General features: G+C 59.5%; 24 protein-coding genes. 14 read left to right on the forward strand and 10 right to left on the reverse strand.

The annotated features are described in order from the left end of the window. Positions 1-5: 5 nt before the first annotated feature. The 3 genes from ydfG to FO014_RS21375 form a co-directional block, all read right to left on the reverse strand. Entirely contained in the window at positions 6-755 is a 750-nt protein-coding gene (ydfG, locus tag FO014_RS21365; protein ID WP_160030977.1) for a bifunctional NADP-dependent 3-hydroxy acid dehydrogenase/3-hydroxypropionate dehydrogenase YdfG, read from the reverse strand. 134 nt (positions 756-889) lie between these two features. Further along, complete coding sequence (locus tag FO014_RS21370; RefSeq protein ID WP_160030978.1) at positions 890-1,414, reverse strand: GNAT family N-acetyltransferase; 525 nt, start codon at positions 1,412-1,414, stop codon at positions 890-892. Positions 1,415-1,554: 140 nt separating this feature from the next. Beyond that, on the reverse strand, positions 1,555-2,988 hold the full coding sequence (locus FO014_RS21375) for an MFS transporter (protein WP_160030979.1): 1,434 nt from the start codon (positions 2,986-2,988) through the stop codon (positions 1,555-1,557). Positions 2,989-3,620: 632 nt separating this feature from the next. Here FO014_RS21375 and guaD point away from each other — a divergent pair. From guaD to FO014_RS21415, 8 genes are all read left to right on the forward strand, one after another. Next, positions 3,621-4,952, forward strand: a complete 1,332-nt coding sequence (gene guaD, locus FO014_RS21380) for a guanine deaminase (RefSeq protein WP_160030980.1) — start codon at positions 3,621-3,623, stop codon at positions 4,950-4,952. Further along, complete coding sequence (xdhA, locus tag FO014_RS21385) at positions 4,949-6,373, forward strand: xanthine dehydrogenase small subunit (protein WP_160030981.1); 1,425 nt, start codon at positions 4,949-4,951, stop codon at positions 6,371-6,373. The genes guaD and xdhA overlap by 4 nt, the downstream gene beginning before the upstream one ends. Further along, complete coding sequence (xdhB, locus tag FO014_RS21390) at positions 6,366-8,768, forward strand: xanthine dehydrogenase molybdopterin binding subunit (RefSeq protein ID WP_160030982.1); 2,403 nt, start codon at positions 6,366-6,368, stop codon at positions 8,766-8,768. Before xdhA ends, xdhB begins: the two co-directional genes overlap by 8 nt. Continuing rightward, positions 8,752-9,534: a xanthine dehydrogenase accessory protein XdhC gene (gene xdhC, locus FO014_RS21395; RefSeq protein ID WP_160030983.1), complete on the forward strand. Its 783-nt coding sequence runs from the start codon at positions 8,752-8,754 to the stop codon at positions 9,532-9,534. Before xdhB ends, xdhC begins: the two co-directional genes overlap by 17 nt. A 96-nt stretch (positions 9,535-9,630) precedes the next feature. Then, the gene (gene dcp / locus FO014_RS21400) at positions 9,631-11,832 is read left to right on the forward strand and encodes a peptidyl-dipeptidase Dcp (RefSeq protein ID WP_160030984.1); all 2,202 of its coding nucleotides are present in this window, start codon (positions 9,631-9,633) and stop codon (positions 11,830-11,832) included. Between the two features lie 155 nt (positions 11,833-11,987). Then, entirely contained in the window at positions 11,988-12,773 is a 786-nt protein-coding gene (locus tag FO014_RS21405) for a lytic polysaccharide monooxygenase (protein ID WP_160030985.1), read from the forward strand. A 248-nt stretch (positions 12,774-13,021) separates the two neighbouring features. Continuing rightward, positions 13,022-13,720, forward strand: a complete 699-nt coding sequence (locus FO014_RS21410) for a hypothetical protein (RefSeq protein WP_160030986.1) — start codon at positions 13,022-13,024, stop codon at positions 13,718-13,720. Continuing rightward, positions 13,717-14,151: a hypothetical protein gene (locus FO014_RS21415; RefSeq protein WP_160030987.1), complete on the forward strand. Its 435-nt coding sequence runs from the start codon at positions 13,717-13,719 to the stop codon at positions 14,149-14,151. Before FO014_RS21410 ends, FO014_RS21415 begins: the two co-directional genes overlap by 4 nt. Positions 14,152-14,265: 114 nt before the next feature. Here FO014_RS21415 and FO014_RS21420 read toward each other — a convergent pair whose 3' ends face one another. Both FO014_RS21420 and FO014_RS21425 read right to left on the reverse strand, forming a co-directional pair. Beyond that, a complete protein-coding gene (locus FO014_RS21420; protein ID WP_160030988.1) occupies positions 14,266-14,799 on the reverse strand; it encodes an SRPBCC family protein in 534 nt (177 codons plus the stop codon). A gap of 3 nt (positions 14,800-14,802) precedes the next feature. After that, the gene (locus FO014_RS21425; RefSeq protein WP_105233358.1) at positions 14,803-15,150 is read right to left on the reverse strand and encodes an ArsR/SmtB family transcription factor; all 348 of its coding nucleotides are present in this window, start codon (positions 15,148-15,150) and stop codon (positions 14,803-14,805) included. A gap of 219 nt (positions 15,151-15,369) precedes the next feature. On the opposite strand from FO014_RS21425, the gene FO014_RS21430 reads away from it, so the two are divergent. Next, positions 15,370-15,612, forward strand: coding sequence for an acyl carrier protein (locus FO014_RS21430; RefSeq protein ID WP_160030989.1), 243 nt, complete (start codon positions 15,370-15,372; stop codon positions 15,610-15,612). Positions 15,613-15,625: 13 nt separating this feature from the next. On the opposite strand, the gene FO014_RS21435 is transcribed toward FO014_RS21430, so the two are convergent. Further along, on the reverse strand, positions 15,626-16,498 hold the full coding sequence (locus FO014_RS21435; RefSeq protein ID WP_160030990.1) for a LysR family transcriptional regulator: 873 nt from the start codon (positions 16,496-16,498) through the stop codon (positions 15,626-15,628). Positions 16,499-16,605: 107 nt separating this feature from the next. Between FO014_RS21435 and FO014_RS21440 the strand changes: the two genes are divergently transcribed. Beyond that, entirely contained in the window at positions 16,606-17,703 is a 1,098-nt protein-coding gene (locus tag FO014_RS21440) for an oxidoreductase (protein WP_160030991.1), read from the forward strand. Between the two features lie 31 nt (positions 17,704-17,734). Here the strand turns inward: FO014_RS21440 and FO014_RS21445 are convergent, their stop codons facing one another. From FO014_RS21445 to FO014_RS21460, 4 genes are all read right to left on the reverse strand, one after another. Then, positions 17,735-18,745: a transketolase family protein gene (locus FO014_RS21445; RefSeq protein WP_105231243.1), complete on the reverse strand. Its 1,011-nt coding sequence runs from the start codon at positions 18,743-18,745 to the stop codon at positions 17,735-17,737. After that, complete coding sequence (locus FO014_RS21450) at positions 18,742-19,593, reverse strand: transketolase (protein ID WP_160030992.1); 852 nt, start codon at positions 19,591-19,593, stop codon at positions 18,742-18,744. Before FO014_RS21450 ends, FO014_RS21445 begins: the two co-directional genes overlap by 4 nt. Positions 19,594-19,608: 15 nt before the next feature. Beyond that, the gene (locus FO014_RS21455; protein WP_160030993.1) at positions 19,609-20,907 is read right to left on the reverse strand and encodes an MFS transporter; all 1,299 of its coding nucleotides are present in this window, start codon (positions 20,905-20,907) and stop codon (positions 19,609-19,611) included. Between the two features lie 67 nt (positions 20,908-20,974). Then, the gene (locus tag FO014_RS21460; protein ID WP_105231240.1) at positions 20,975-21,724 is read right to left on the reverse strand and encodes an SDR family NAD(P)-dependent oxidoreductase; all 750 of its coding nucleotides are present in this window, start codon (positions 21,722-21,724) and stop codon (positions 20,975-20,977) included. Between the two features lie 201 nt (positions 21,725-21,925). Here FO014_RS21460 and FO014_RS21465 point away from each other — a divergent pair, with 201 nt between their 5' ends. The 4 genes from FO014_RS21465 (at position 21,926) to FO014_RS21480 (ending at position 26,256) form a co-directional block, all read left to right on the forward strand. Beyond that, positions 21,926-22,834: a LysR substrate-binding domain-containing protein gene (locus FO014_RS21465; RefSeq protein WP_105231239.1), complete on the forward strand. Its 909-nt coding sequence runs from the start codon at positions 21,926-21,928 to the stop codon at positions 22,832-22,834. A 178-nt stretch (positions 22,835-23,012) separates the two neighbouring features. Then, complete coding sequence (locus tag FO014_RS21470; RefSeq protein WP_160030994.1) at positions 23,013-23,189, forward strand: hypothetical protein; 177 nt, start codon at positions 23,013-23,015, stop codon at positions 23,187-23,189. A gap of 448 nt (positions 23,190-23,637) precedes the next feature. Then, positions 23,638-24,822 (forward strand): sugar efflux transporter, encoded by a 1,185-nt coding sequence (locus FO014_RS21475; RefSeq protein WP_160030995.1) that lies wholly within the window; start codon positions 23,638-23,640, stop codon positions 24,820-24,822. Between the two features lie 192 nt (positions 24,823-25,014). Continuing rightward, entirely contained in the window at positions 25,015-26,256 is a 1,242-nt protein-coding gene (locus tag FO014_RS21480; protein WP_160030996.1) for an ATP-grasp domain-containing protein, read from the forward strand. Positions 26,257-26,354: the final 98 nt, after the last annotated feature.

Raw genomic sequence — 26,354 nt, forward strand, 5'->3', positions numbered from 1 at the left:
GAGGGTCAGGCGTCGCGGTGGACGCTCAGTCCGGCGAAGGACTGGCTGACCGGCATGATTTCCAGCGTATTGATATTCACGTGCGACGGCAGCGTTGCCACCCAATACACCGACTCGGCGATATCCTGCGGCGTCAGGGCGTTGGCGCCCTGATAGGTGCGGTCCACCTTGTCGTCGTCGCCTTTAAAGCGCACGTTGGAAAACTCGGTGCCGCCCACCAGGCCAGGTTCAATATCGGTCACGCGCAGGCGCGTGCCCTGCAGGTCGGCGCGCAGGCCGAGGCTGAACTGCTTGACGAACGCCTTGGTGGCGCCGTAAACGTTGCCGCCGGCGTATGGCCAGTTGGCGGCGACAGAGCCGATATTGATCACATGGCCGACGTTGCGTTCCACCATGGCCGGCAGCAGCTCACGGGTCATATTGACCAGCCCTTTGGCGTTGGTGTCGATCATGGTTTCCCAGTCATCGGCGTTGGCCTTGTGCGCCGGCTCCAGCCCCAGCGCCAGCCCGGCGTTATTCACCAGCACGTCCACCTGACGCCACTGCGCCGGCAGGGCGGCGATGGCCTGATGAATGGCGGCGCGGTTGCGCACGTCGAGTTGCACGGTATGCAGGGCGTCGCCCAGCTCATCCTTCAGGCTCTCCAGGCGATCGATACGGCGGCCGGCGGCAATCACCTGGTGGCCCTGCTGAACAAACTTACGTGCAATCGCCTCGCCAAAACCGGCGGTGGCGCCGGTAACAAAAATAATCATCCCTCTGTTCCTCAACTGTTTTTACCCATGTCTGCATCTATGATTAGCATATTCCGCGCCACGGCGGCAAAGGAAGATGTCGGTACGGCGCGGATTTGCCGTTGCGTGCTGCCGAGGAGTGCAATCAGCGGAGATTATTCGCTGAACGGCGGGATATGGTAAACCAGACAGTCGAATTTGATATTCTCCCGACGGCCGTTCAGCTCACCGCCCAGCGCCTCGGCCAGCCGGCGGCTGGGGATGTTCTGCTCCGCGACCGGATAGATAAAGTAGTGCGGCCGGTAACGCTCGCCGGCCCAGCGGGCAATCGCCTGCAGCAGTTCGCGGCCGTAGCCCTGATGGTGCTGGTCCTCTTTTACCCACAGCCCCAGCTCCGGCGTCGGCGAGCGCAGATTGCGTACGCCGCCTATACCGACAAACTGTTTATCTTCGCGTCGGCGGACGACAAAAAAGATCTCTTCCCCTTCACGCATCAACGGCAGCCAGCCCTGCCAGACCTCGGCAAACGCCTCGGCGGAGGGTTCCGGCTCAAAACTCATAAAGCGGGTCAGGGTCGGTGTAATCGCCTGGTAAACCTCATCGGCGTCGGCTGCGCTAAAAGGGGTCAGCAACAGCCGTTCGCTGTTTACGCGGCACTGAGAAAGGTCACTGTAAATCATTATTCTTACCTCGCTTTTCAGGCCCGAATGGCAAAATATCCGCCGGGCTGGCGCCGGGCGGATCGTCGATATTACGTGGATTGTCAGCCGATGCGAGCCCTTTTTATCCGCTGACGGATAAAAGGGCACAAAGCGTGCGGTTAACCGCGTTTTCCGCTCTCCGGCGCTGAGATAGGCGGCGTTTGCCGGCGGATTTCATTGCCGGCTTCGGCGGTCAGGCCGAAGCTGTCGACCACCGACAGCAGCGCAATACCGCCGATCACCACAAACGCCAGTTGGAAGTTGGCCAGCGGGATCGCATCGCCCGCCGGCGGGAACCAAATCTCCGCCAGCCGCAGAACCAGCGCACCTATCGCGATACCCAGCCCGCTGCCCATCTGCTGGGCGACGTTGAACAGCGTATTGGCGTCGTTCATTTTGCTTTGCGGCACTTCGGAAAACGCCAGCGTATTGAGCGCGGTGAACTGCATGGAGCGCGTCAGGCCGCTGACGAACAGCAGGGCGATAATCAGCCAGAATGGCGTCTCCGGCGTCAGCAGCGCGCAGCCGAAAATGGCGGCGGCATTGAGCAGGCCGTTGACCATCAGCGTGGTGCGGAAATTGAAGCGGTACAAAATGGCGGAGGTAAAGGGTTTCATCGCCAGGTTGCCGGCAAACACCGCCAGCACCAGCAGCCCGGCTTCAAAGGCGCTCAGGCCGAAACCGATCTGGAACAGCAGCGGCAGAAGAAAGGGCACCGCGCCGATGGCCAGCCGGAACAACGTGCCGCCCCAGATAGTGACCGCGTAACTTTTGACCCGCATCGCCCACAGGTTGATCAGCGGGGCGGCATGCCGTTTGGCGTGGCGCACCGCCAGCGCGCCGACCGCCAGGCTGGCGGCGATGCACAACAGCGGCACCAGCCAGGAGAGCTGCGGATGGTTGATTAAATCCAGACCGAACATCAGGCCGAAGCAGGCAACGCCGGTCAGCACAAAGCCGATGCCGTCAAACGGTGCGCGCTCCTGCTGCGCCTCATCCGGGATCAGCCGCCACGCCAGCGGCAGCGCCAGCAGCCCCAGCGGCAGGTTGAGAATAAAAATCCAGTGCCATGAGGCATAGGTGGTGATGAAGCCGCCGACCGGCGGCCCGAGGATCGGCGCCACCAGTCCAGGCCAGGTAATGGTGGCGATGGCTTTAATCAAACCGCTTTTATCGGTGTTGCGCAGCACCGCCAGCCGGCCCACCGGCACCATCAGCGCACCGCCGAAACCCTGCAGAATACGGGCGGCGGTAAAGGTGACCAGATCCGCGCTCAGCGCGCACAGCACCGAGGCCAGCGTAAAGATAACGATCGCCGCCGAGAATACGCGGCGCGCGCCAAAACGGTTGGCGATCCAGCCGCTGGCGGGGATAAATACCGTCAGCGTCAGGATGTAGGCAACAACGCCGATATTCATGTCCACCGGCTGCACGCCGAACGCGGCCGCCATCTGCGGCAGCGCGGTGACAATCACCGTACCGTCGAGGTTCTCCATAAAAAATGCGCCCGCCACCAGCAGCGGCAGCGCGCCGACGCGTGAAAAAACACTCATAACAGAGCGTCCAGAGTAAAACAGCGGCGATTTTCCGGCATAACGACAACCCAGTGGCGTAGATATTGGTACAGACAAGAGGGTGAGCATAGCGCAATGCGCCATTGTTAAAAAGTGGTTAATAAAGTGAAGGCATCTTTTGAGAATTACCGTAAATGTGAATGCCGGATGGTTGAGGATCGCATGGCAAGCCGGCCTGCCGCTGCGGGCGTGAGCGGGGTTGCCGCTGTCTGCATGCTGATGGTGCAGCGCCGGGAACATGTGGCTTAACTGAACAGAAATGCTAACGCATTGGCTAAAGGCTAATGCGCATAGCCATTGGCTGGGCGGCAAAAATAATCGTTGCGCAACAATGGTGCAGCGCAATATCGCATTAATAAAGGCAAACGGTTGCTATTTGGCCGCAACCGTTTGCCTGTGCGAGGGATATTTAGCCTGCAATTTTACATAAAATGAAAAATTAACTAATTCATTGTTTTAAATGTTTTTATTCTATTTCCGGCATGCTGGCATGGCGATTGCTATCTTTAATTTATCGCCTGTAATTGATGATAAATGCGCCATGCATTAACCGGTGAAATATTTATCGCCGCCGGTTGCGCTATGCGCGCCAGAAAAATAGGAACAGCATTATGAGCATGTCATTTACCCACGCCATTCGTGGCAATTTTTTCGATATTGCCGCCTGCGTGGAACAGCCGGAGCAACTCGGCGCCCAACTGCGGCACCTGCCGGACGGTCTGCTGCTGCTGAATCAGGGGCGCATCGCCTGGTTCGGCGAGTGGCAACAGGGCGCAGCGCTGCTGCCGGCCGGCACGGCGGTGACGGACTACCGCGATAAACTGGTGGTGCCGGGCTTTGTCGACTGCCACATTCACTATCCGCAAACTGAAATGATCGGCGCCTACGGCGACCAGCTGCTGGGCTGGCTGCAGCGCTACACCTTTCCGGTCGAAGGGCGCTTTTGCGACGCGGAGCATGCTGAGAATATCTCTGCATTTTTCCTGCAGCAGCTGTTGAGCAACGGCACCACCACCGCGTTGGTGTTCGCCACCGTGCATCCGCAGTCGGTCGACGCGCTGTTCACACAGGCAGCTGCGTTCAATATGCGGCTGATTGCCGGCAAAGTGATGATGGACCGCCACGCGCCGGAGGCGCTGCTGGAGACGCCGGCGCAAAGTTATCAGCAAACGCGGGCGCTGATCCGCCGCTGGCACGGTAAACAGCGGCTGGGCTATGCCCTGACGCCGCGCTTTGCGCCCACCAGCTCCCCGCAGCTGCTGGCGCAGGTGCAGCGCCTGCGGCAAGAGTTTCCCGACGTCTGGCTGCATACCCACCTGAGCGAAAATCGTGATGAAGTGGCCTGGGTGAAAGAACTGTTTCCGCAGCAGCGCAACTATCTGGACGTTTACCATCAATACGGGCTGACCGGTGAGAAAAGCGTCTTCGCCCACTGCCTGCATCTGGAAGACGCCGAATGGCAGTGCCTGTGCGATACCCGCTCATCGATCGCCTTTTGCCCGACCTCCAACCTGTTTCTCGGCAGCGGGCTGTTTAAGCTGCAGCAGGCCTGGCGGCGGAAGGTCCGGCTGGGCATCGGCAGCGACGTCGGGGCCGGCACCACCTTTAATATGCTGCAGACGCTGGGGGAAGCCTACAAAGTGGCGCAGTTACAGGATTACAAACTGGCAGCCGGCGAAGCCTTCTATCACGCCACGCTGGGCGGCGCGCGCGCGTTGGCGCTGGACAGCCATATCGGCAACTTTGACGTCGGTAAAGAGGCGGATTTTGTGGTGCTCGATCCGGCGGTCTCGCCGCTGCAACAGCTGCGCTACGCCAACAGCCGCACGCTGGATGAAGTGCTGTTTATGCTGATGACGCTCGGTGATGACCGCAACGTGTATCGCACCTATGTAGACGGCAAAGTAGTGTTTCAGGCGCCGCAGCGGCAGGAGGCGGCATGATCCAGTTTCTGCTGAACGATACGCTGAAAAGCGAACGGCTCGATCCTAATACCACGGTATTGCAGTATCTGCGCCGCCATCTGCGCCGCTGCGGCAGCAAAGAGGGCTGCGCCTCCGGCGACTGCGGCGCCTGCACCGTGGTGCTGGCAGAGGCCGACGGCGAGCGGCTGCGCTACCGCAGCGTCAACGCCTGCCTGACGTTTGTCAGCGCGCTGCATGGCAAACAGCTGCTGACCGTTGAGGATCTGCGCCATCAGGGGCGGCTGCATGCGGTGCAGCAGGCGATGGTGGACTGCCATGGCTCACAGTGCGGCTTTTGCACGCCGGGATTTGTGATGTCGCTGTTTTGCCTGCAAAAGAACAGCGACGGCTATCAGCGTGAGCAGGCTTTGCAGGCGCTGGCGGGCAACCTGTGCCGCTGTACCGGCTATCGGCCGATCGTCGCGGCGGCGCAGCAGGCGTGTACGGCAAAAACGCCGGATCAGTTCGACGCCCGACAGGCGGAGACGCTGGCGCGCCTGCGCCAGATCCCCGCCGCAGACGAGTCGACCGGCGACGGCAAACGCTGCCTGATGCCGCAAACGCTGGATCAGCTGGCGCAATGGTATGTGCAGCATCCGCAGGCGAAATTACTGGCCGGCGGCACCGATCTGGCGCTGGAAGTGACGCAACGCCACCAGGATCTGCCGCTGACCATCGCCATCGGCCAGCTTGCCGAACTGCGGCAGATTGAACGGGGCGCGCAGTTACGCATTGGTGCCGGCGTGACGCTGAGCGAACTTTACCGCGCGCTGGGGCAGGAGCATCCGGCGCTGGGGGCGCTGCTGCAGCGTTTTGCATCGCAGCAAATCCGCAATCAGGGCACGCTGGGGGGCAATATCGCCAATGCCTCCCCGATCGGCGACGGCGCGCCGCTGTTGCTGGCGCTGGATGCGGTACTGACGCTGCGCTGCGGTGCCCAGCGGCGTGAACTGCCGCTGGACGCCTTCTTTCTCGCCTACCGGCAGACGGCGCTGCAGCCGGGGGAATTTATCGAAAGCATCCAGCTGCCGGCGTCGATCCCGGCGGATTTCCGCATCTGGAAAGTCTCCAAACGGTTGGAGGATGATATTTCCGCAGTGTGCGGCGCGTTTAACCTGCAGATTGAAGACGGCAGGGTGCGCTCTACGCGCATCGCCTTCGGCGGCATGGCCGCCACGGCGAAACGGGCGGTCGCCTGCGAGCAGGCGCTGCTTGGCGCGCGTTGGGAGCACGCCAGCGTGGAGCGGGCGGCACAGGCGCTGACGCAGGATTTCACCCCGCTCAGCGACTTTCGCGCCAGCGGCGCCTACCGCATGTTGGTGGCGCAAAATTTGCTGCGCCGCTATTTCATCGCGCTGAGCGCGCCGGCCACCGTTATTGAGGTAACCAGCCATGAGTAAGCGACCCCAACCAGAACGCAGCCAGGCCGAGCTGGCCGCACAGTTTGGCCAGCCGCTGCGCGGCGGCGTCGGACGTAGCCAGAAGCACGAGAGTGCCGATAAGCACGTCAGCGGCGAGGCGCAATACATTGATGACCAGCTGGAGTATCCGCGGCAGCTGCATCTGGCTGCACGGCTGAGCGAGCGTGCACATGCGAAGATTGAGGCGCTGGACTGCGCCGCCTGCGCGCAGTTTCCCGGCGTGGTGCGGGTGATGACCTGGCAGGACGTACCGGGAGAGCTGGATATCGCCGCGCTGACCGCAGGCGATCCGCTGATGGCCAAAGATCGGGTCGAGTATGTCGGCCAGGTGGTGGCGGTAGTGGCGGCGGAAGATGAGGAAACCGCCTGGCGCGCGGCGCAGGCGATCGTCATCGACTATCAGGATCTGCCGGCGCGCCTGGACGTTGAACAGTCATACCGCAACGGCTGGCTGGTCGAGGAGAGCCATCGCCACCGTCGCGGCGACGCGGAGGCGGCGTTGGCGCGTGCGCCACACCGGCTGCAGGGCGAGCTGCGCATCGGCGGCCAGGAGCATTTCTATCTGGAAACCCAGATTTCTGCGGTGGTGCCCGGCGAGGACGGCAGTATGCGGGTCTCTTCCTCTACCCAGAACCCGAGTGAGGTGCAGAAACTGGTGGCCTCGGTGCTGGCGCTGCCGCTGCATAAAGTAACGGTCGACACCCGGCGGATGGGCGGCGGCTTCGGCGGTAAAGAGACGCAGGCCGCCGGGCCGGCGTGCCTGTGCGCACTGGCGGCGCACCTGACCGGCCGGCCGGCGAAGATGCGCCTTAACCGCCGTGACGACATGATGATCACCGGCAAACGTCACCCGTTCTACATTCACTACGACGTGGGGTTTGACGACAGTGGCCTGTTGAGCGGTATCAACATCGACCTGGCGGGCAACTGCGGCTATTCGCTCGACCTGTCCGGTTCGATCGTCGATCGGGCGATGTTCCACGCCGATAACGCCTATTTCCTGCAGGATGTGGTGATAACCGGCCACCGCTGCCAGACCCATACCGCGTCGAATACCGCCTATCGCGGCTTCGGCGGCCCGCAGGGCATGATGGCGATCGAGAACATTATGGACGTTATTGCCCGCCACCTGGCGCTGGATCCGCTGGCGGTGCGGAAAACCAACTACTACCGGCAGAAAACGCGCAATGTGACCCATTATCAGCAGCCGGTCGGCCAGAACCTGCTGGCGGAGATTACCCGGCGGCTGGAACACAGCGCCGACTACCGGGCGCGCCGCGCGGCGGTGCGGGCGTTCAATGCGCGCAGCCCGCTGCTGAAAAAGGGGCTGGCGCTGACGCCGGTGAAATTCGGCATTTCATTTACCGCCAGCTTCCTCAATCAGGCCGGGGCGCTGCTGCTGATCTATACCGACGGCAGCATGCAGCTTAATCACGGCGGCACGGAGATGGGTCAGGGTCTGAACACCAAGGTGGCGCAGGTTGTGGCCGAAGTGTTCCAGGTGGATATTGCGCGGATTCAGATCACCGCCACCGATACCGGTAAAGTGCCGAACACCTCGCCGACGGCGGCGTCGTCCGGCACCGATCTGAACGGCAAAGCGGCGGAAAACGCCGCGCTGACCATTAAACAGCGGCTGATCGACATGCTGGTCAAACAGCACCAGGTGCCGGCGCGGCAGGTGGCGTTCAGCAACGGCCAGGTGCGGGTCGGCGAGCGCTACTTCAGTTTTGAACAGGTCGTCCAGCAGGCCTACCTGAACCAGATTTCGCTGTCCAGCACCGGCTATTACCGCACGCCGAAGATTTTCTACGATCGCGAGGCCGGCGCCGGAAATCCCTTCTATTACTTCGCCTATGGCGCGGCCTGTTCCGAAGTATTGATCGACACCCTGACCGGCGAGTATCAGCTGCTGCGCGCTGATATCCTGCATGACGTCGGCGACTCGCTCAATCCGGCCATTGATATCGGGCAAATCGAAGGGGGATTTGTGCAGGGCATGGGCTGGCTGACCTGCGAGGAGCTGGTATGGGATGAACAGGGTCGGCTGCTGACCAACGGTCCGGCCAGCTACAAGATCCCGGCAATAGGTGATGTGCCGGCCGATCTGCGGGTGTCGCTGCTGGAAAACCGCCGCAACCCGCAGCAGACGGTATTCCGCTCCAAAGCGGTGGGCGAGCCGCCGTTTATGCTGGCGATTTCGGTCTGGTGCGCGATTAAGGACGCGGTCGCCAGCCTGAGCGATTACCGGCGTCAGCCGGATATTGACGCGCCGGCTACGCCGGAGCGGGTGCTGTGGGGCGTACAGCAGATGCTTTCAGGTGACAGTGTCACCAAAAGTCTACGGGAGGGTGAAGATGGCGCACTGGATTGATGCCTTGGCCGCCCTGCGGCAGCGCGGCGAACCCTGCGTGCTGGTCACCGTGATTGATGAGCACGGCTCCACGCCGCGCAACCGCGGCGCGAAGATGCTGGTGACCGCCGGGCAGGCGCTGGACACCATCGGCGGCGGGCACCTGGAGTTTCAGGCGCTGGAAATTGCCCGCGCCATGCTGCAGCAGGGCGAGACGGCACTGCGGCTGGAGAGCTTTCCGCTGGCGGCGCGGCTGGGGCAGTGCTGCGGCGGCCACGTCCGCGTGCTGTTTGAGCCGCAGAACGCGGCACGGCCGCAGGTAGCGCTGTTCGGCGCCGGCCATGTGGGACGCGCGCTGGCGCAGATCCTGGCGACGCTGCCGCTGCAGGTGCGCTGGTTCGACAGCCGGGTAGAACAGTTTCCGCCGCAGGTGGCCGCCAATATTTTGCCGCAGCTGTGCGAGGATCTGCCGGAAGCGGTCGATGACTTGCCGCCGGGTTGCCTCTATATTGTGATGACCCACGATCATGGTATCGATCTGGCGCTGGCGGAGCGTATTCTTAAACGTAACGACGCCGCCTATTTCGGGCTGATCGGTTCATTGACCAAGCGGAAGCGTTTCGAGTATCAGCTCGGTTTGCGCGGTGTAGCACCGACGGCGCTGGCGCGGATGCGCTGCCCGCTGGGGCTGGCGGACGTGAAGGGCAAACTGCCGGCGGAAATCGCCGTCGCCGTTGCCGGTGAAGTGATCGCCCATTACGCCGGCGGGCAAGAGACGCGGCGCTAATCAGTTGTTTTTGCTGAATCTGACAACTGCGCCTAAGCTTGGGATGGCATTGGGGAAGCGTGATTCCCCGCACCCTACATGGAGGAGTTTGAATTGATGCGTTTATCCACTTTAGTGTTAGCGATGAGCATGGCATTGGGCACGCAGGCGCAGGCCGAGGAGAGCAAAACCCCCTCCGAACATGCGGCGCTGCCCAGCGGCCAGGCGAAGGAGGCGACGGTGACCGGCGAAGCCAATCAGCACGAGAACCAAAAAAGCGACAACCCGTTCTTCTACCAAAGCCGTCTGCCGTATCAGGCGCCGCCGTTCGATCAGATTAAAGAGAGCGACTACGCGCCGGCGATTGATGAGGGCATCAAACAGAAACTGGCGGAAGTGGACAAGATCGCCAATAACCCGGCCAAGGCGGATTTTGACAATACCCTGGTGGCGCTGGAAAAAACCGGCGCGCTGCTGACCCGGGTGATGAGCGTATTCGGCGCCATGACCTCCGCCAATACCAGCGACGCCCTGCAGAAACTGGATGAAGAGGTGTCACCGAAGCTGGCGGCGATGGACGACGCCATTATGCTCAACAGCAAGCTGTTTGCGCGGATTAAGGCGGTGTATGCGCAGCGTGACTCGCTGAAGCTGGATGCGGAATCCCGTCGTCTGCTGGAAGTGGCTTACCAAAGCTTTGAGCTGGCCGGCGCCAACCTGTCGGACGCCGACAAAACCAAGCTGAAGGCGCTGAACCAGGAAGCGGCGACGCTCAGCACCCAGTTCACCAATAAGCTGCTGGCGGCGGCGAAGAACGGCGCGCTGGCCATCAGCGACAAGAGCAAACTGGACGGCCTGTCCGCCGGCGAACTGGCGGCAGCGGCCCAGGCGGCCAGCGAACGCAAGCTGGATAAACAGTGGCTGCTGGTGCTGCAGAACACCACCCAGCAGCCGGATCTGCAGACCCTGAAGGATCGCGACACGCGCAAGGCGCTGTTTGACGCCTCATGGACGCGCGCCGAGAAGGGCGACGGCAACGATACCCGCCAGACCATCGCCCGGCTGGCGAAGATCCGCGCCGAGCAGGCCAAACTGTTAGGCTTCCCGGATTACGCCTCGTGGAAATTGCAAAATCAGATGGCGAAAACGCCGAAGGCGGCGCTGAGCTTTATGCGCGATATCGTGCCGGCGGCGACCGCGCGTGCGCAGCGCGAGGCGAAGGATATTCAGGCGGTGATCGACCAGCAAAAAGGCGGCTTTAAACTGGCGGCCTGGGACTGGCAATACTACGCCGAGCAAGTGCGCAAGGCGAAGTACGACCTGGATGAATCACAGATCAAACCTTACTTTGAGCTGAATAACGTGCTGAATAACGGCGTGTTCTACGCGGCTAACCTGCTGTACGGCATCACCTTTAAACAGCGTAAGGATATTCCGGTGTACCAGCCGGACGTGCGGGTGTATGAGGTGTTTGATAAGGACGGCAAATCGCTGGCGCTGTTCTATACCGACTACTTTAAGCGCGATAACAAGGGCGGCGGCGCCTGGATGAGCAACTTCGTCGAGCAGTCGAAGCTTAACGGCACCAAACCGGTGATTTACAACGTCGCCAACTTCACCAAACCGGCGCCCGGCCAGCCGGCGCTGCTGTCGTATGACGATGTGATCACCATGTTCCATGAGTTTGGTCATGCGCTGCACGGCATCTTTGCCGATCAGGAGTACCCGAGCCTGTCCGGCACCAATACCGCGCGCGACTTCGTCGAGTTCCCGTCGCAGTTTAACGAGCACTGGGCGCGCGATCCGAAAGTTTTTGCCCACTTCGCCAAGCATTATCAGAGCGGCGAGGCGATGCCGCAGGAACTGGTCGACAAGATCAACAAGGCCGACAAGTTCAACAAAGGCTACGACATGACCGAACTGCTGTCGGCGGCGCTGCTGGATATGCACTGGCATATGCTGAGCGCCGATCGGCCGCAGCAGGACGTCGACAAGTTTGAGGCGCAGTCGCTGCAGAAAGATAACATCGATCTCAGCTATGTACCGCCGCGCTACCGTTCCAGCTACTTCCAGCATATCTGGGGCAACGGCTATGCCGCCGGCTACTACGCCTATCTGTGGACCGAAATGCTGGCGGACGACGCTTTCCAGTGGTTCAGCGAGCACGGCGGCCTGACGGCGGAAAACGGCCAGCGCTTCCGTGATATGGTGCTGTCGCGCGGCAACAGCGAAGATCTGGAAAAACTGTATGAAACCTGGCGCGGTAAAGCGCCGAGCATTGAACCGATGTTGCTTAATCGCGGATTAAAGGAGCAGTAATTGATTGATTAAGATCAATTAAAATATATCCCTAAAAAATAGTTTTCTGCCGGGAATAATATCTTATTCTCGGCGGTTTGCTAACTTTTAAATCTATTCTATCCTTTTTATGGCAGCAATTTCTGCTGCGTCTTTGGCTATAAAAAGGAAATGACATGAAAAAGAAACATCTGTACCTGGCGCTATTTTGCCTGGGCGCTCCTGCCTTGTCTTTTGCTCAGCCTGCAACTCAGATCGCCGTCGGCGAAAAATCACCCGCACCGCGTCATGGCACGCCATCTCAACCTATTTCCCGCCAGCAACTGTGTTTTAACGGGCAGGATTATCACTGGCCGGTAGATGGTGCAAATATCAAAAACCCGGCGTGTAAAGCTGCCTATCAGCATAACTATAATAAATACAAAGATAAGTTTGATAATGATGAGCAGCTTATCGAACAGTCTAACTATCCCTTTGTACAAAAAGATGAATTTGCCAAACTGATACCTGATTACAATAATCTGGATAAAGTCAAAGAGGCGATCCCGGACGGACAGCTGTGTTCTGGCGGCAATATCGGCACGGAGAAAGACAGCAAGAAACCTTATCTGTGGAATGATAAATCAGGGATGGATGTTGTCGCTAACTGGACTGCCAGCGACGTTAAGTTGAATGACAACGGTGAAATAGAGGTTGTGTATCATGCAACGGTGACGCATGACCCGAGTTTCTTCGAGGTTTATGTCTCTAATGCGGATTATAAAGCCAGCGAACGACCGTTAAAATGGAGCGATCTGACACTGCTGAAAAAAGTCACGGATGCCAAATTAGCCGGCTCGGATTATCAATTCTCCGTACCGGCGAATAACGCCAAAGGCGAGCGCGTGCTGTTTATTCGCTGGCAGCGTATCGATCCGGCGGGGGAAGGGTTCTATAGCTGCAGTGATATAAATATTCAATAAGCGATAATCATCGGGGCGAGGCGTGCTTCGCCCATTAAAAGCAAAGCGTTACGTGAAATACAACGTAACGGCCGCGCACGTATCCAAGATTGTTCCTGAACTTAACTTTTTCAATCGGTTATCTGCGTTTTCTCTCCCGGACGTTATTGAACTGACCGCGGCGGTTGGTTATGTTGTGCGCACGCGATTTAACAGGGAATAAAGATAGAGCGGAATCTGTCTGTCGTTAATCAGGGAGATAATCAGGGATGAGTAAGCGCAGCGATATTATTGACAGCAGTCAGGCGCACACCGCGTCTTATGGGCTGGTTTATACGGAAGTGCTTGGCTGGGTGGATCTGGGTCATGCTCAGGGGAGTGACATCCAAGAGCTTATGGATAAGATTAACGCTGGAGAGTCATCGGGTCAGGAGCGTTATGATGTGACTTATTCACAATCGATGGTTTCTCCGTATCGCATTCTCCGTATGGGGAAATTTATTAAATGGCGTATCAGACGTGGGCGATCGTATTATGAGCGGCAAAGCATCGCGCTGGCGATGATGATGACGCTAGCGCGCAAGTTTGAGGCATTCCAATCATCATTTCCTATCAACCTGGTTACCGACAGCGGTTTTAGCGGTGAAGATCTGGTTTCCGATTTACTCGGATTTTACCGCGTGATGTCTATTGAAAATCCGTTTCCTTTTCTGCGTCCCGTTAGTAAAGTTGATGCCTTAAGGCGTTGGGACCATTATGGCCCGATCGGTTCGTTCAAGAACGAGAGTTTTTTACCAATACTATTTCCCGATCCGGCCAGGTTTCCTCATGCTAAACCGCACAGAGGAGAGCTACCGCCCTTTATGAAAACCATCAGACCCTACAGTGACTTTAACTCTGGGAATGTTGCTGTCGCCACTCGGAATGGCTCTTTTACGCAGGGCGGGAAAGGTGCTCCTCTTATATGAATAAGACGCAGAAGATAGTTGCTGTTATTAGCGTTATCGCCATTGCTGCTCTGGCCGCTGTATTGGTGTATTTGTGGCCGACGATGAAAACAGAGTTTGCTGGCAGCGCGCAATATACCGAGCAAGATTCTCGCCTGTATCAATTCTACACGCCAGAGTTGTTCAAAAATATGCCGCGTATTTCCGACCACTATGATTTCAATTACGCAAGCATCTCAGGTCCAGAAGCGCAGGCCTTTGCGGTGACATTTTATGGCACGAGTAACATCAGTAGCGTAAACGCTTATTTGGCAAACATGGGTTACCAACCGCAGGCTACTTGTACGGTTGAGGCTGAATGTTGGCGCACTGCAGGGTCGAAAGATGTGGTGATGGTTGCGCAGTTGCCGAAACCGGAGAGGGTATTTATCCAGATTTATCGCCGGCCTTAAGAGGATTGGACAGTGTTCGAGCACGAGTTGCCTGTCGAGATACCTTTTTTCTCCTTACATAAAAAACGGCCAGGCTTTAGCCTGGCGCGTAATCACCAATGCGACTTTCATTGACTACAGCTTGGCGCGGTACGCCTCTTCGGCCTGCGTCAGCGTAGCCCAGAACGGCCGCGGCGGCTGATTGTTCAGGCGATCGACCAAAATATCCAGATGGGTGTGCCAGCCGCCGGCGACGCTCAGCATCTGGCTGCGGTCGGCCAGGCGACGGTGGGTGACGGTCAGCAGCACGTTGTCGCCTTGCTCGGTCAGCTCAAAGGTGACTTCTGACGGGCGTTCTTCGCCTTTTTCTTCCCAGGTGAAGCTCAGAACCTGCGGCGGAAACAGGCAGATAATATGCCCGGGATTGGTGACCGGGCCGCAGTAAGCCTTGTACTCCGCCGGCGTGGGTTCATCTTTGCCCGCCAGTTCGCCGTTATTGAACACCAGCTCGAACGGCGCGCCGCGTTCCAGCTTCATTTCGCCCGCCGCCAGCCAGGTGGCGCGTTTGTCTGACTCGGTCAGATAGGCCCATACGCGCTCAATCGGGCCGGGCAGCAGACGCTGGATCCTCAATGTGCCGGTTTCAATTACCATACCGTAATCATTCATCGTTCACTCCTTGGGAGTGGACGGCTCCGACTGCCGCAGCGCCTGTTCCAGCGCATCGAGTCGTTCCGTCCAGAAATGTTCATAGGATTGCAGCCATTGCATGGCCTGCGCCATCGGCTCTGGTTCGAGTCGGCAAATATGGTTTCTTCCCTGCACGGTGCGCTGCACCAGTCCTGCCTGTTCCAGGGCTTTGATGTGCTTGGAGGCGCCGGCGAAACTCATGTTAAGCGGCGCGGCCAGCTCGCCGATACTGCGCTCGCCCTGCGACAGCCGCGTCAGGATCGCGCGTCTTGTCGGATCGGCCAGCGCATGAAAAACGGCGTCCAGCTGAGAGTGCGGTAATTTAACCATATGGTTGAATATAGAACGATGCGTCGGATATTCAATCTCTTTTTGTCTGGTTTTTTCCGGCGACGTGATACAGGTGGCAAAATGGCATCCGAGGGATAAAACGTGACGAATGGGGATTTTTTTGGCAAAAATGCGGCATTTTTTCAACATAATCCTATATTTTCAGCCACTGGCGTCGGCAATGATCGCCCATCTTGGAAGATTTTTCGGAGAAAACGTATGGAAACCATTGGGCAACGCGTGCTCGGCGCACTGGCCAAACTACAGGGGATTAATAAATCCAACATGTCGATTGATGCAGATTTCTTTTTCGATCTGGAAATGGACTCGCTGGATCGGGTGGAGGCGCTGACGCTGCTGGAACAGGAATTCGGCATGACGATCCCGCTGGCGGATGCGGCTAAATTCAGCCGGGTGCGCGACGTGGTCGACTACCTGACGCCGCACCTGGGCGGCGCCTGAGGGGACGGCGACGCTAGCCCATCGCTTTCGCCAGCGCGTCAAGAAACACGCCGACCCGCAGCGGCAGGTAACGATGACTGGGAAACAGCGCCCAGACGGCCAATGCCTGCGGCTGAACATCCTGCAGTTCAATGGCGACCAGCTCGCCGCGGCGCAGTTCCTCCCGAATATCCCAGTGGGTGAGCTGCGCCAGCCCCAGCCCCGCCTTGCACAGTGAACGCACGCCCTCAACGCTGCTGCAGCTAAAGCGCCCGTCGATACTGACCCCGGTGGTCTGACCGTCGTCGGCAAATGACCACTGCAGCACGTTACTCAGCCGCAAGCAGGCAAAGCTGGCAAGATCCGCCAGCCGCTGCGGCCGGCCGTGCCGTTGCAGATAGGCCGGCGCCGCGCACAGTACGCGCGGATTATCGGCAATCTTGCGGGCGATCAGGTTGGAATCACGCAGCGGAGCGACACGGATCGCCACGTCAAAGCCCTGCGCGACGATATCGACGACCTCGTCGCTCAGTTGCAGATCCACTTTCATATCAGGATTTTCCGCCAGCAGCGTCGGAATGAGCGGCACCAGAATACGCTGCCCGAGCCCGGAGGGGGCGGTGACGCGCAGCTGACCGCCAGCACCTTGCCGCCCGCTGGAAAACAGGACGCGTGCGCTTTGCTCCGCTTCCAGCATGGTGCGGGCGTAAGGCGTAAACTCCGCGCCTTCTGGGGTGAGCGACACCGCGCGGGTGGTGCGGTGCAACAGGCGCACGCCGAGCGAGGCTTCCAGCGCCGCCAGCCGCCGCGAGACCGACATCGGCGACATGTCCAGACGGTGCGCCGCCTGCGTCAGGCTGCCGGTCTGGGCCACCTGCAGGAAAATTTCAATCTCTTTCAGGTTCATTATAACGAATTCCGTTATACGGGTTTATCTGGCCCCGGTATTTTTCCTGACCAAACCCGGGATTACAATTGGTTTTGTTTATAATAAGCTAACCGGAGAGGCCTGTCATGAATCATTCCGCGCTGTTCCAGACGCAGCAAATCAACCAACTGTTGTTGCCCAACCGGCTGGCGGTGGCGCCGATGACGCGGGTTTCCGCCTCCGCCGACGGCGTGGTGGGCGAGAGAATGCGCCAGTATTATCAGCGCTTCGCGCAGGGCGAGTTTGGCCTGATCGTCAGTGAAGGCATCTATATCGACAGCGCCAGCTCGCAGAGCTATGACTTTCAGTCCGGGCTGGTGAACCAGGCGCAGCAGCGCGGCTGGCAGCAGGTGACGCAGGCGGTGCATCAGCACGGCGGCAAAATCTTCGCCCAGCTCCAGCATGCCGGCGCGCTGTCGCAGGCAAACCGTCATCGTATGCATACCGTCGCCCCTTCAGCGCTGCGGCCGAAAGGCGAGCAGATGGCCTTTTACCGCGGTGAAGGGCAATATCCGCTGCCGCGTGCGCTGGACGACGGAGAGATTCAACAGATTATTGCGGATTTCGCTACTGCGGCGGAACGTGCGCTGCATGCCGGTTTTGACGGTATCGAGATTCACGGCGCCAATGGCTACCTGCTGGACCAATTTTTCACCGACTACAGCAATCAGCGCGATGACCGCTGGGGCGGCGATATTATCGGCCGGCTGTCGCTCAGCCTGGCGGTGATCGACGCGGTGCGTCAGCGGATTGGTCGTGCGGCGCCGCTGGGAATTCGCCTGTCGCAGGGCAAGGTGAATGATTTTGACCATAAATGGTCCGAAGGCGAGGTCGGGGCCAAAGCGGTGTTCCAACGGCTGGCGGCCTCGGGCATCGATTTTCTGCACGTTACCGAACATGAGGCGTGGCAGCCGGCATTCGACGCCGACGGGGCGTCGCTGGCGGCACTGGCGCATCGCCATGCGCCGTCGCTGACGCTGATTGCCAACGGCGGGCTGCATCAACCGCAGCGGGCGCTGCAGCTGACGGAGCAGGGGGCCGATGTGATTGCGCTGGGGCGCGGCGCGCTGGCTAACCCTGACTGGCCGCGGCGGGTGCGCCAGGGGTTGGCGCTGCAGGAATTCGACCGCGCGCTGCTCGGGCCTATCGCCGATATCAAAGAGAGCGAGCTGCGGCTGGCGTAATGCGACTTCCCTGTCGCGGTGCGGCCTACAGCTACAGCCAGCCCTTGATCTGCCGGATGATTTCGGTGGTGGAGATGCCGTAACGGTCATGCAGGGTCGGCAGCGCGCCGGCCAGCAGGAAGGCGTCCGGCAGAGCGATCTGCCGGAACGCCGGCGTCACGCCGTTGCGCAGCAGGGTTGACGCCACGGCTTCCCCCAGACCGCCAATCTGTGAATGGTTCTCCGCAACGATCACCAGCCGGCCGGAGACGCCGGCCTCGCGCAGAATGGTCTCCTCATCCAGCGGTTTGATCACCGGCGAATGCACCACCGCCACGCTGACGCCGCTCTGCTCCAGCTGTTCCGCCGCCTCCAGCGCACGCATGGTCATCAGGCCGCTGGCGATAATCACCACATCTTTACCGTCGCGCAGCCGCTGGGCCTTACCGTGACGGTACTGATAATCGTAACGGTCGAGCACCAGCGGTACTTTGCCGCGCAGCAGGCGCATATACACCGGCCCCTGATGCGCCGCCACCGCCGGCACCATCTGGCTCAGCTCCAGCGCGTCGCAGGGATCGATCACCGTCAGGTTCGGCATGCCGCGGAAGATCGCCAGATCTTCGGTGGCCTGATGGCTCGGGCCGTAACCGGTGGTCAGCCCCGGCAGGGCGCAGGCGATTTTAACGTTCAGGTTCTCCTCGGCGATCGCCATACAGATAAAGTCATAGGCGCGCCGGGCGGCGAACACCGCATAGGTGGTGACGAACGGCGTAAAGCCTTCGCGCGCCATGCCGGCGGCGGCGCTCATCAACAGCTGCTCCGCCATGCCCATCTGATAGAAACGCTCGGGAAACGCCTTTGCGAACAGGTGCAGATCGGTGTATTTGCTGAGATCGGCGGTCATGCCGACGATGTCGTCGCGCTGCCGGGCCAGCGCAACCAGCGCTTCACCAAACGGCGCGGACTGTGTCGGCTGGCCTTCGGCGGCGATGGAGGCGATCATCGCCGAGGTGGTTAAACGCTTTTTGCCGCCGGCGGGCGTGGTGGTGGTCTGGCTCATGGTTGTTCTCCGATTTCCAGGGCGGTCAGCGCCTGATCCCATTCATGTTCATCCACGCGGATGAAGTGCGTTTTCTCCCGCGCCTCCAGAAAAGGGACGCCTTTGCCCATGCGGGTGTCGCACAGGATCACCCGCGGCTGGGGTTTATCGTGGCGGCGCGCGGCGTCGAAGGCGGTCACCAGGGCGTCGAGGTCGTTGCCGTCTACCCGCTGCACATGCCAGCCGAACGCCTGCCAGCGGTCGGCCAGCGGTTCGAAGGAGAGGATCTCCGACGAGTGGCCGTCCGCTTGCTGATTGTTGACGTCCACCAGGGCAATCAGGTTATCCAGCCGCCAGTGCGCGGCGGACATCACCGCCTCCCAGGTGGAGCCTTCATTGAGTTCGCCGTCGGACAGCAGGTTGTAAATAAACGCCGGGTTGTTTTTGCGCTTCAGCCCCAGGCAGGCGCCCACCGCGATGCCCAGCCCGTGCCCCAAGGAACCGCCGGTGATCTCCATACCGGGGGTGTAGGCGGCCATGCCGGACATCGGCAGACGGCTGTCGTCGGCGCCGTAGGTTTCGCGCTCATCGAGCGGCAGAATACCGGCCTCCAGCAGCGCGGCGTAGAGCGCGATAGCATAGTGGCCGATCGACAGATAGAAACGGTCGCGCTGTTCCCATTCGGGATCGTCCGCGCGGTAGCACAGGGCGTGAAAATAGCTGACCGCCAGCAGGTCTGCAGCGCCGAGCGCCTGGCCGATATAGCCTTGCCCCTGCACCTGGCCCATAATCAGCGCGTGCCGGCGAATGTTGTACGCCCGCTGCTGCAGTGAGAGCGCGGCGGTCTGCTGTACATCGATTGTGGTCATGTTTTAACTCCGTGATTATCGGTTAACCTGCGCGGCCGGAATGCGGAACACCAACAGCGAACCGGCCAGCAATACCAGTGTGATCAGATACATGCCCCAGGCGGGTGAGCCGGTGATGCTGCTGATGCCGCCGATCAGGTAAGGGGAGAAGAAGCCCGCCAGGTTGGCGAAGCAGTTCACCGCGGCGATGCCGGCGGCGGCGGAAACGCCGCCCAGCAGATTGGTAGGCAGCATCCAGAACAATGAGGAGGCGGAGAGGATGCCCGCCGCCGCCAGGCAGAGAAAGGCGACCGACAGCGCGACATAATGGCCGAACTGGGTGGCCAGCAGCAGCGCCGCAGCGCCCGCCAGCATCGGGATCGCCAGATGCCAGCGCCGTTCACGATGACGGTCGCCGCTGCGCCCGGCCAGAATCATCGCCACGATGGCGCACAGATACGGCAGACTGCTGAGCAGACCGATCTGCAGCGGTTCGCGGATGCCGGCGTTTCTGACCAGCGTCGGCAGCCAGAAGGTGAGCGCATACTGGCCCATCACCACGCAGAAATAGATCAGCGCCAGCAGCCACAGCCGCCTGTCGCTGATAAACGCGGCGATGGTGCCGTGCTGGTGTTTATGCTGGTCGTCGGCGTCGAGATCGGCGCGCACCAGGCGTTTTTGGTGTTCATCCAGCCAGGGCGCGTCCTCGACCCGGTCCTTCAGCGCCATCAGTACCACCAGCCCCATCAGCAGCGTGGGCACCGCCTCCAGCGCAAACATCCACTGCCAGCCGGCCCAGCCGTGCACGCCGGCAAAGCGCTCCATAATCCAGCCGGAGATCGGGCCGCCGATCATGCCGGACAGCGGAATGGCGATAAACCACAGCACCGTCATGCGCGCGCGCCGCGCCGCCGGGAACCAGTAGGTGAGATACAGCAGCAGGCCGGGCGCCAGGCCGGCTTCCGCCACGCCAAGCAGAAAGCGCAGCAGGTAAAACTGCCAGGCGGTTTCCACCAGGGCGAACAGGCCGGAAATCAGTCCCCAGGTGATCATGATGCGGGCGATCCAACGTCTGGCGCCCACCCGGTGCAGGATCAGATTGCTCGGTACTTCGAAGAAAAAATACCCGATAAAGAAAATGCCGGCGCCGAGACCGTAGACGGTTTCGCTGAGCGCCAGATCGTCCATCATCTGCAGCTTGGCGAAGCCGACGTTTACCCGATCAAGGTAGGCGCACAGGTAGCACAGCATCAAAATCGGCATCAGCCGCCAGGCGATCTTGCGGTAAGCCGTGTCGCGCACGCCGGCGGCGGCGGTCAGGTTAAGCGTTGTCATGATGTCCACTCCTGAAACAGACGGGGATCCCCCGCTGTGCGGGGGCCGTAAGGCGGGCGAGGCCGGATCAGTGAATCAGCATGCCGCCGTTCACGTCCAGCGTGATGCCGGTCAGGTAGCTGGAGAGGTCGCTGGCCAGGAACAGCGCGGCGTTGGCGACGTCCTGCGCGTTGCCCAGCCGGCCGAGCGGAATGCCGTCGATAATGGCGTGCCGGCGCTCGTCCTGCATCAGGCCGCCGGTGATATCGGTCTGGATCAGGCCGGGGGTGATGCTGTTGATGCGGATCTGCTCCGGGGCGAACTCGCGCGCCATCGCTTTCGCCAGCCCGAGCACGCCGGCTTTGGCGGCGCTGTAGTGCGGACCGCCGAAGATGCCGCCGCCGCGCTGGGCGGATACCGACGACAGGCAGACGATGCTGCCGCCGCCGTTGGCGCGCATCGCCGGGATCACCGCCTGCGACATCAGCAGCGTACCGCGCAGGCTGACGTCCAGCACGCGGTCGTAGTCCTGCATGCCGATCTCCAGCGTTTTTACCGGCTGGGTAATGCCGGCGTTGTTGACCAGTACGTCGATGCGGCCGTAGTGCTCGAGGATTTGCGCCACGGCCTGATTGACCGCCTGCGGGTCGGCGACGTCAACCGCCAGTCCCAGATGGCCGTCGCCAAGCTGCTGCGCGGCATGGGCCGCCGCGTGGCGATCCAGATCCAGGATCGCCACGCGTGCGCCGTGGGCGGCAAAGCAGGCGGCGGTGGCGCGGCCGATGCCGCGCTCGGAGGCGGCGCCGGTGATAACGGCGATTTTATTGTTCAGTAACATCTGCGACTCCTGAGTATTTTTATGTTTTTACGGCCATCGCGGCCGGTAGGGTGTGTTCAGCATTGAAGGAGATGCACTTTTCGGCAATGCAAAAAAATTCAGTCGATGATGAATTAAACTTATGTTTTGATCGGCTTAACATTTTCAGCTCCGGCGACGTGACAGGCTGTGACGAAATCAAGGCAAGCGGAGGTACGGCGGTTGGAGATACAAAAGGCGGCGATCCCCTCAATCAAGGCGCTGCAGGTGTTTGAGCAGGTGGCGCATTTCGGCAATGTGGCGCGCGCGGCGGAAGAGCTGAATATCACGCCCTCGGCGGCCAGCCACCAGTTGGCCAAGCTGGAGAAACTGGTGGGCAACTCGCTGTTTAACCGCTCGGCCAAAGGGGTGAGCCTGACGCTGGCGGGGGAAACCTACCTGCGTGAAATCAGTCAGCTGCTGCTGAACCTGGCCCAGGCCACGGCGCAGATCCGCGACCAGAAAGAGAACAATGCCTTGCGCATCCATTGCGCCCCCAGCTTCGGCCTGCTGTGGCTGCTGCCGCGGCTGAAGCAGCTGCATGAGGCCTGTCCGGAGCTTAACGTGACACTGTCATGTTCTTATGAAAACCTGTCGTTCAGCCGCGATAACATCGACGTGGCGATCCGCCACGGCTTCCCGGACTGGTCGCCGTTTGATATCAAAACGATACGTGATGAATGCATTACCGCCATGGCATCGCCGGACTATCTGCAGCGCCATCCGGCGCCTTCGCCGGCAGCGCTGGCGGAGCACCAGCTGATTCTGTCGGAAACGCCGCTGATCCAGTGGCCGCAGTGGTTCGCCGCCCATCATCTGCCCCAGCCGGAACGCCCCTGGGTGTTCAGCTTTGACCGTTCCTACATGAGCCTGCAGGCCGCGCGACTGGGACACGGCGTGGTGCTGGAGAGCGAACTGCTGGCGCGGGACTACCTGCGCGACGGCTCGCTGGTGCGGCTGTTTCCGGCGGCGCTGAGCCTGCCGGTCAGCGCCCATCATCTGGTTTATCCGCGCGGTTTCGGCCAACTGGCGCGGGTGAAGCGCTTTTTGCACTGGATGCAGCAGGCGCTGGACAGCGACAGGATGTACTGACGGCCCGGACGCGCTATCATCGCGCCTGGTTGTCAGACACAGACATTGGAGATCGCCTATCAATCTTGAACACGCGGATCGGCTGTCGCGCGATAAAACGGATTACCGCAAGCGCCTGGCGCTGATCGAACAGCTGCGCCAGCGGCCGATCGACGGCGGCCAGGCGATTTTGCTGCGTATGCTGCGGCAAGATTTTGTTCTGAGCGTGCGGCAGGCCGCCTGGCAGGCGCTGGATGAGCAGGGCGTTGCCTGCAAGCGACCCAAAGCACCGCAGCCAGAGACGTTACTGCCGCCAAACCGGCGGCGCAGAAACGTCCTGGAATTCCTCTATGACCTCCTGTGGCCGTGGGTATGAGGCGCAAGCCGCTGCTAATATGCTTCATGTTGATGCAAATGTGCATGTTGCTGCCGAGACCGGCGCCATCTGGCAGATAAGTCCGAGTTAACCGACAATACCAGTGGAATCACCAGCTTTTCGCTTCCGTTTCAGTGATTTATGTCAAAAAAAATGCAAGTCACTTTTTTGGCATAAGGATATAACGCCTACGATGAAAAATGGCGCATTGTAAAAGACAAAAAGTCTGTTAAATATATTTACCAGCTTTTTAACGAAACGGTCACTTAAAAAGACATTATTATTCCCCATCAGATATTGTCGCGCTAAAAACGATCAATAAAACATGTGAACATCGGCATGAAAAATAACCGTAAGATGATCCTTGCGGTCGTGCCGCTGCGATATAAATATAGGGTGTTTTTCCCCTGTGTTTTTTATTTCTCTATTTAAATAACGGAATGGGTTTATGGAGTTGGAGCGTGATACGGTAAGCCAGGGACAGGGCGTCAATATTGTTTTTATGGCAGTAGCCTTAATATTGGGAATGGCGGGCGCGTTACAAATGCCGGTTGTCAGCCTGTTTCTGACGCGGGAAATCGGCGCCAGTCCGTTTATGGTGGGGATGTTTTATACCGTTAACGCGTTGGCCGGCGTAGGCGTCAGCCAACTGATGGCGCGAAAGTCGGATGCGGGCGGTAATCGCCGCCGTCTGATCCTGCTGTGTTGTTCGGTTGCCATAGCCAATGCCTTGCTGTTCGCGTTTAGCCGGGATTATCGCATTCTGGTGTCGGCAGGCGTGATACTGTCGGCGCTGGCGACAACGGCGATGCCGCAACTGTTTGCTCTGGCGCGTCAGTATTCGGTCGGCGCCGATTTTGACGTTATCAAATTCACCACCCGGATGCGTGCCCAGATTTCGATCTCCTGGGTGATCGCGCCGCCCGTCGCTTTCTTTATCATCGCGCATTTCGGTTTTACCGCCTTGTATCTGCTGGTGGCTCTGCTGTTTGTATTGGGCGGACTTTTCGTCCTGTCCTCGCTGCCTGCGGGGGACGTGCAGCCACGTTCAGCGACGCCGGCGACGTCCGCTACCCCGACGGCTGCGGGCCGGTCGCAAGAAGCCTGGCTGCTGTTTGCCGCTTTGGCGCTGCTGTGGGGAGGCGATACGATGTACCTGATCGATATGCCGATATATATCAGCAGCCTGCCGGGTATGGGCAGTAGTTTCGCCGGCTGGCTGTTGGGAGGCGCGGCAGGGCTGGAAATTCTGATCATGCTGTTCTGCTCGCCGGTGATCAAGCGCGTTGGCACGCGTCCTATGATGCTGCTGGCCGCCGGTTGTTCCGCGCTGTTTTACCTGGGCATGACGCAGGCGGTTTCTCCGTGGGCGCTGGCGGCGATTCAGGTGCTGAATGCTGTTTTCATCGGTATCGTTGGCGCACTGGGTATGCTTTATCTGCAAGAATTGATGCCGGATAGCCCGGGCACGGCCAGTACGCTGTACAGCAACAGTATTGCCACCGGGGCGATTTTTGCCGGTTTGCTTCAGGGCGCCATCAGTCAGCATTGGAATCATCAGGCCGTTTATTATGCCGCGCTGTCACTGTCGCTGCTGGCATTATTATTGTTGTTGAAGGTTAAAGACGCCTAGACGATATTCGCAATAACATAATGGTAAGATATCAGAAAAATATAATGGCCGTTATTTTGGCAGGGGATGCCTGTTTTTACTTTCTGATAAATAATTAATGCACCGCTGGCGATAGCCCGCCAGATAATGGCGCGGGAATATTTGTGTCGTTTATTTTCCCGGTTTTATTCTTACGCAAGACAGGAGTGGTTGGTGAAAAATACGATTGTTATTATTGATGCGCTATCAACGGGAAATGAACTGGCGGCGGCATTTATGTCGCGCGGCTGCGACGTGGTGCATATCTGGCAAGATTTTTCGCGCCAAACGCGTACTCAGGGATTTGTCGAAACCATTAATTATGCCGGATCGCTGGATGACCTTATCCAGCAGCTGAGGCTGTATGACATTCGCTATGTGATTGCCGGTGCGGACAGCGGCATTGCATTGGCGGATATGCTGGCGTCAGCCATGGGGATACCGGCGGCGAATGACCCTGAAACCACCGACTGGCGACGGAATAAGTATATTTCGCAGCAAAAGCTGGCGGAAAAAGGCATTCGCTCAATCAGGCAGTGCAAAGCCTCTTCAGCCGCGGAACTGGTGTCCTGGGCCGAGCTGAACGGTTATCCCGTGATTGTAAAACCGCTGAACAGCGGCGCCAGCGACGGCGTAACGCTGTGTGAGAGCGGGGAGGACGTGCAGCGTGCGGCAGAACAACTGCTGGGCAAAGAGAATCTGCTGGGTTATGTGAATGATGAATTGTTGATCCAGGAACTGATTGACGGCACCCAGTATTTCGTCAACACGCTGAGCTGGCACGGACAGCATTATGTGACGGACATCTGGGAGCAAGTGCGCAGCCGGGTGAGCGGCGGCGCTTACAATTTTGAAGGGATGCACCTGATCGATGCGCAGGAAACGTACGCCAGAGCGCTGGCGGATTATACCCTTGAGGTATTATCCGCCTTGGGCGTCGATTATGGCGCGGCGCACAATGAGGTGATCCTGACGGCGGAAGGGCCGGTGCTGATTGAAACCAATGCCCGCCTGATGGGCGCCTCCATCAATGACGTGACATTCAGCGCCTGCCTCGGCTACACCCAGGTCAGCCTGTGTGCGGCCATGTATCTGGCGCCGCAGGATTTCATCGACCGCTACGTGGGCACGCATTACCGCATGCATGCCTATGTGTCTGAAATATCCTTTTTGTTCAAGCGCGACGGTGTGCTGGAGGCGATGCCGGGGAAACGCGCGATAGAGCGGCTTCCTTCCTTTTCCAATTTCTTTGCGCTGCCGCGTCCGGGACAGCGCGTCACCCGCACGGCGGACACCAAGGGATTGCCCGGATTCGCTTATTTACTGCATCAGGATCAATCCCAGTTAACGCGCGATTTTAATCAGATCCTGGCATGGCAGCAGCGGGATGATATTTATCGCATCGTCGATGAATAAATAACATGCGGCACGCCGGCGACGAGCGTGTGACAGGCAACGCGTCTGGCCGGCCTTATTTTGGCCCGTCATCACTATCTACATGAATCAACGGATGT

The sequence above is a fragment of the Serratia rhizosphaerae genome (genome assembly GCF_009817885.1).
In the GTDB taxonomy this organism is placed as follows: Bacteria; Pseudomonadota; Gammaproteobacteria; order Enterobacterales; family Enterobacteriaceae; genus Serratia_B; species Serratia_B rhizosphaerae.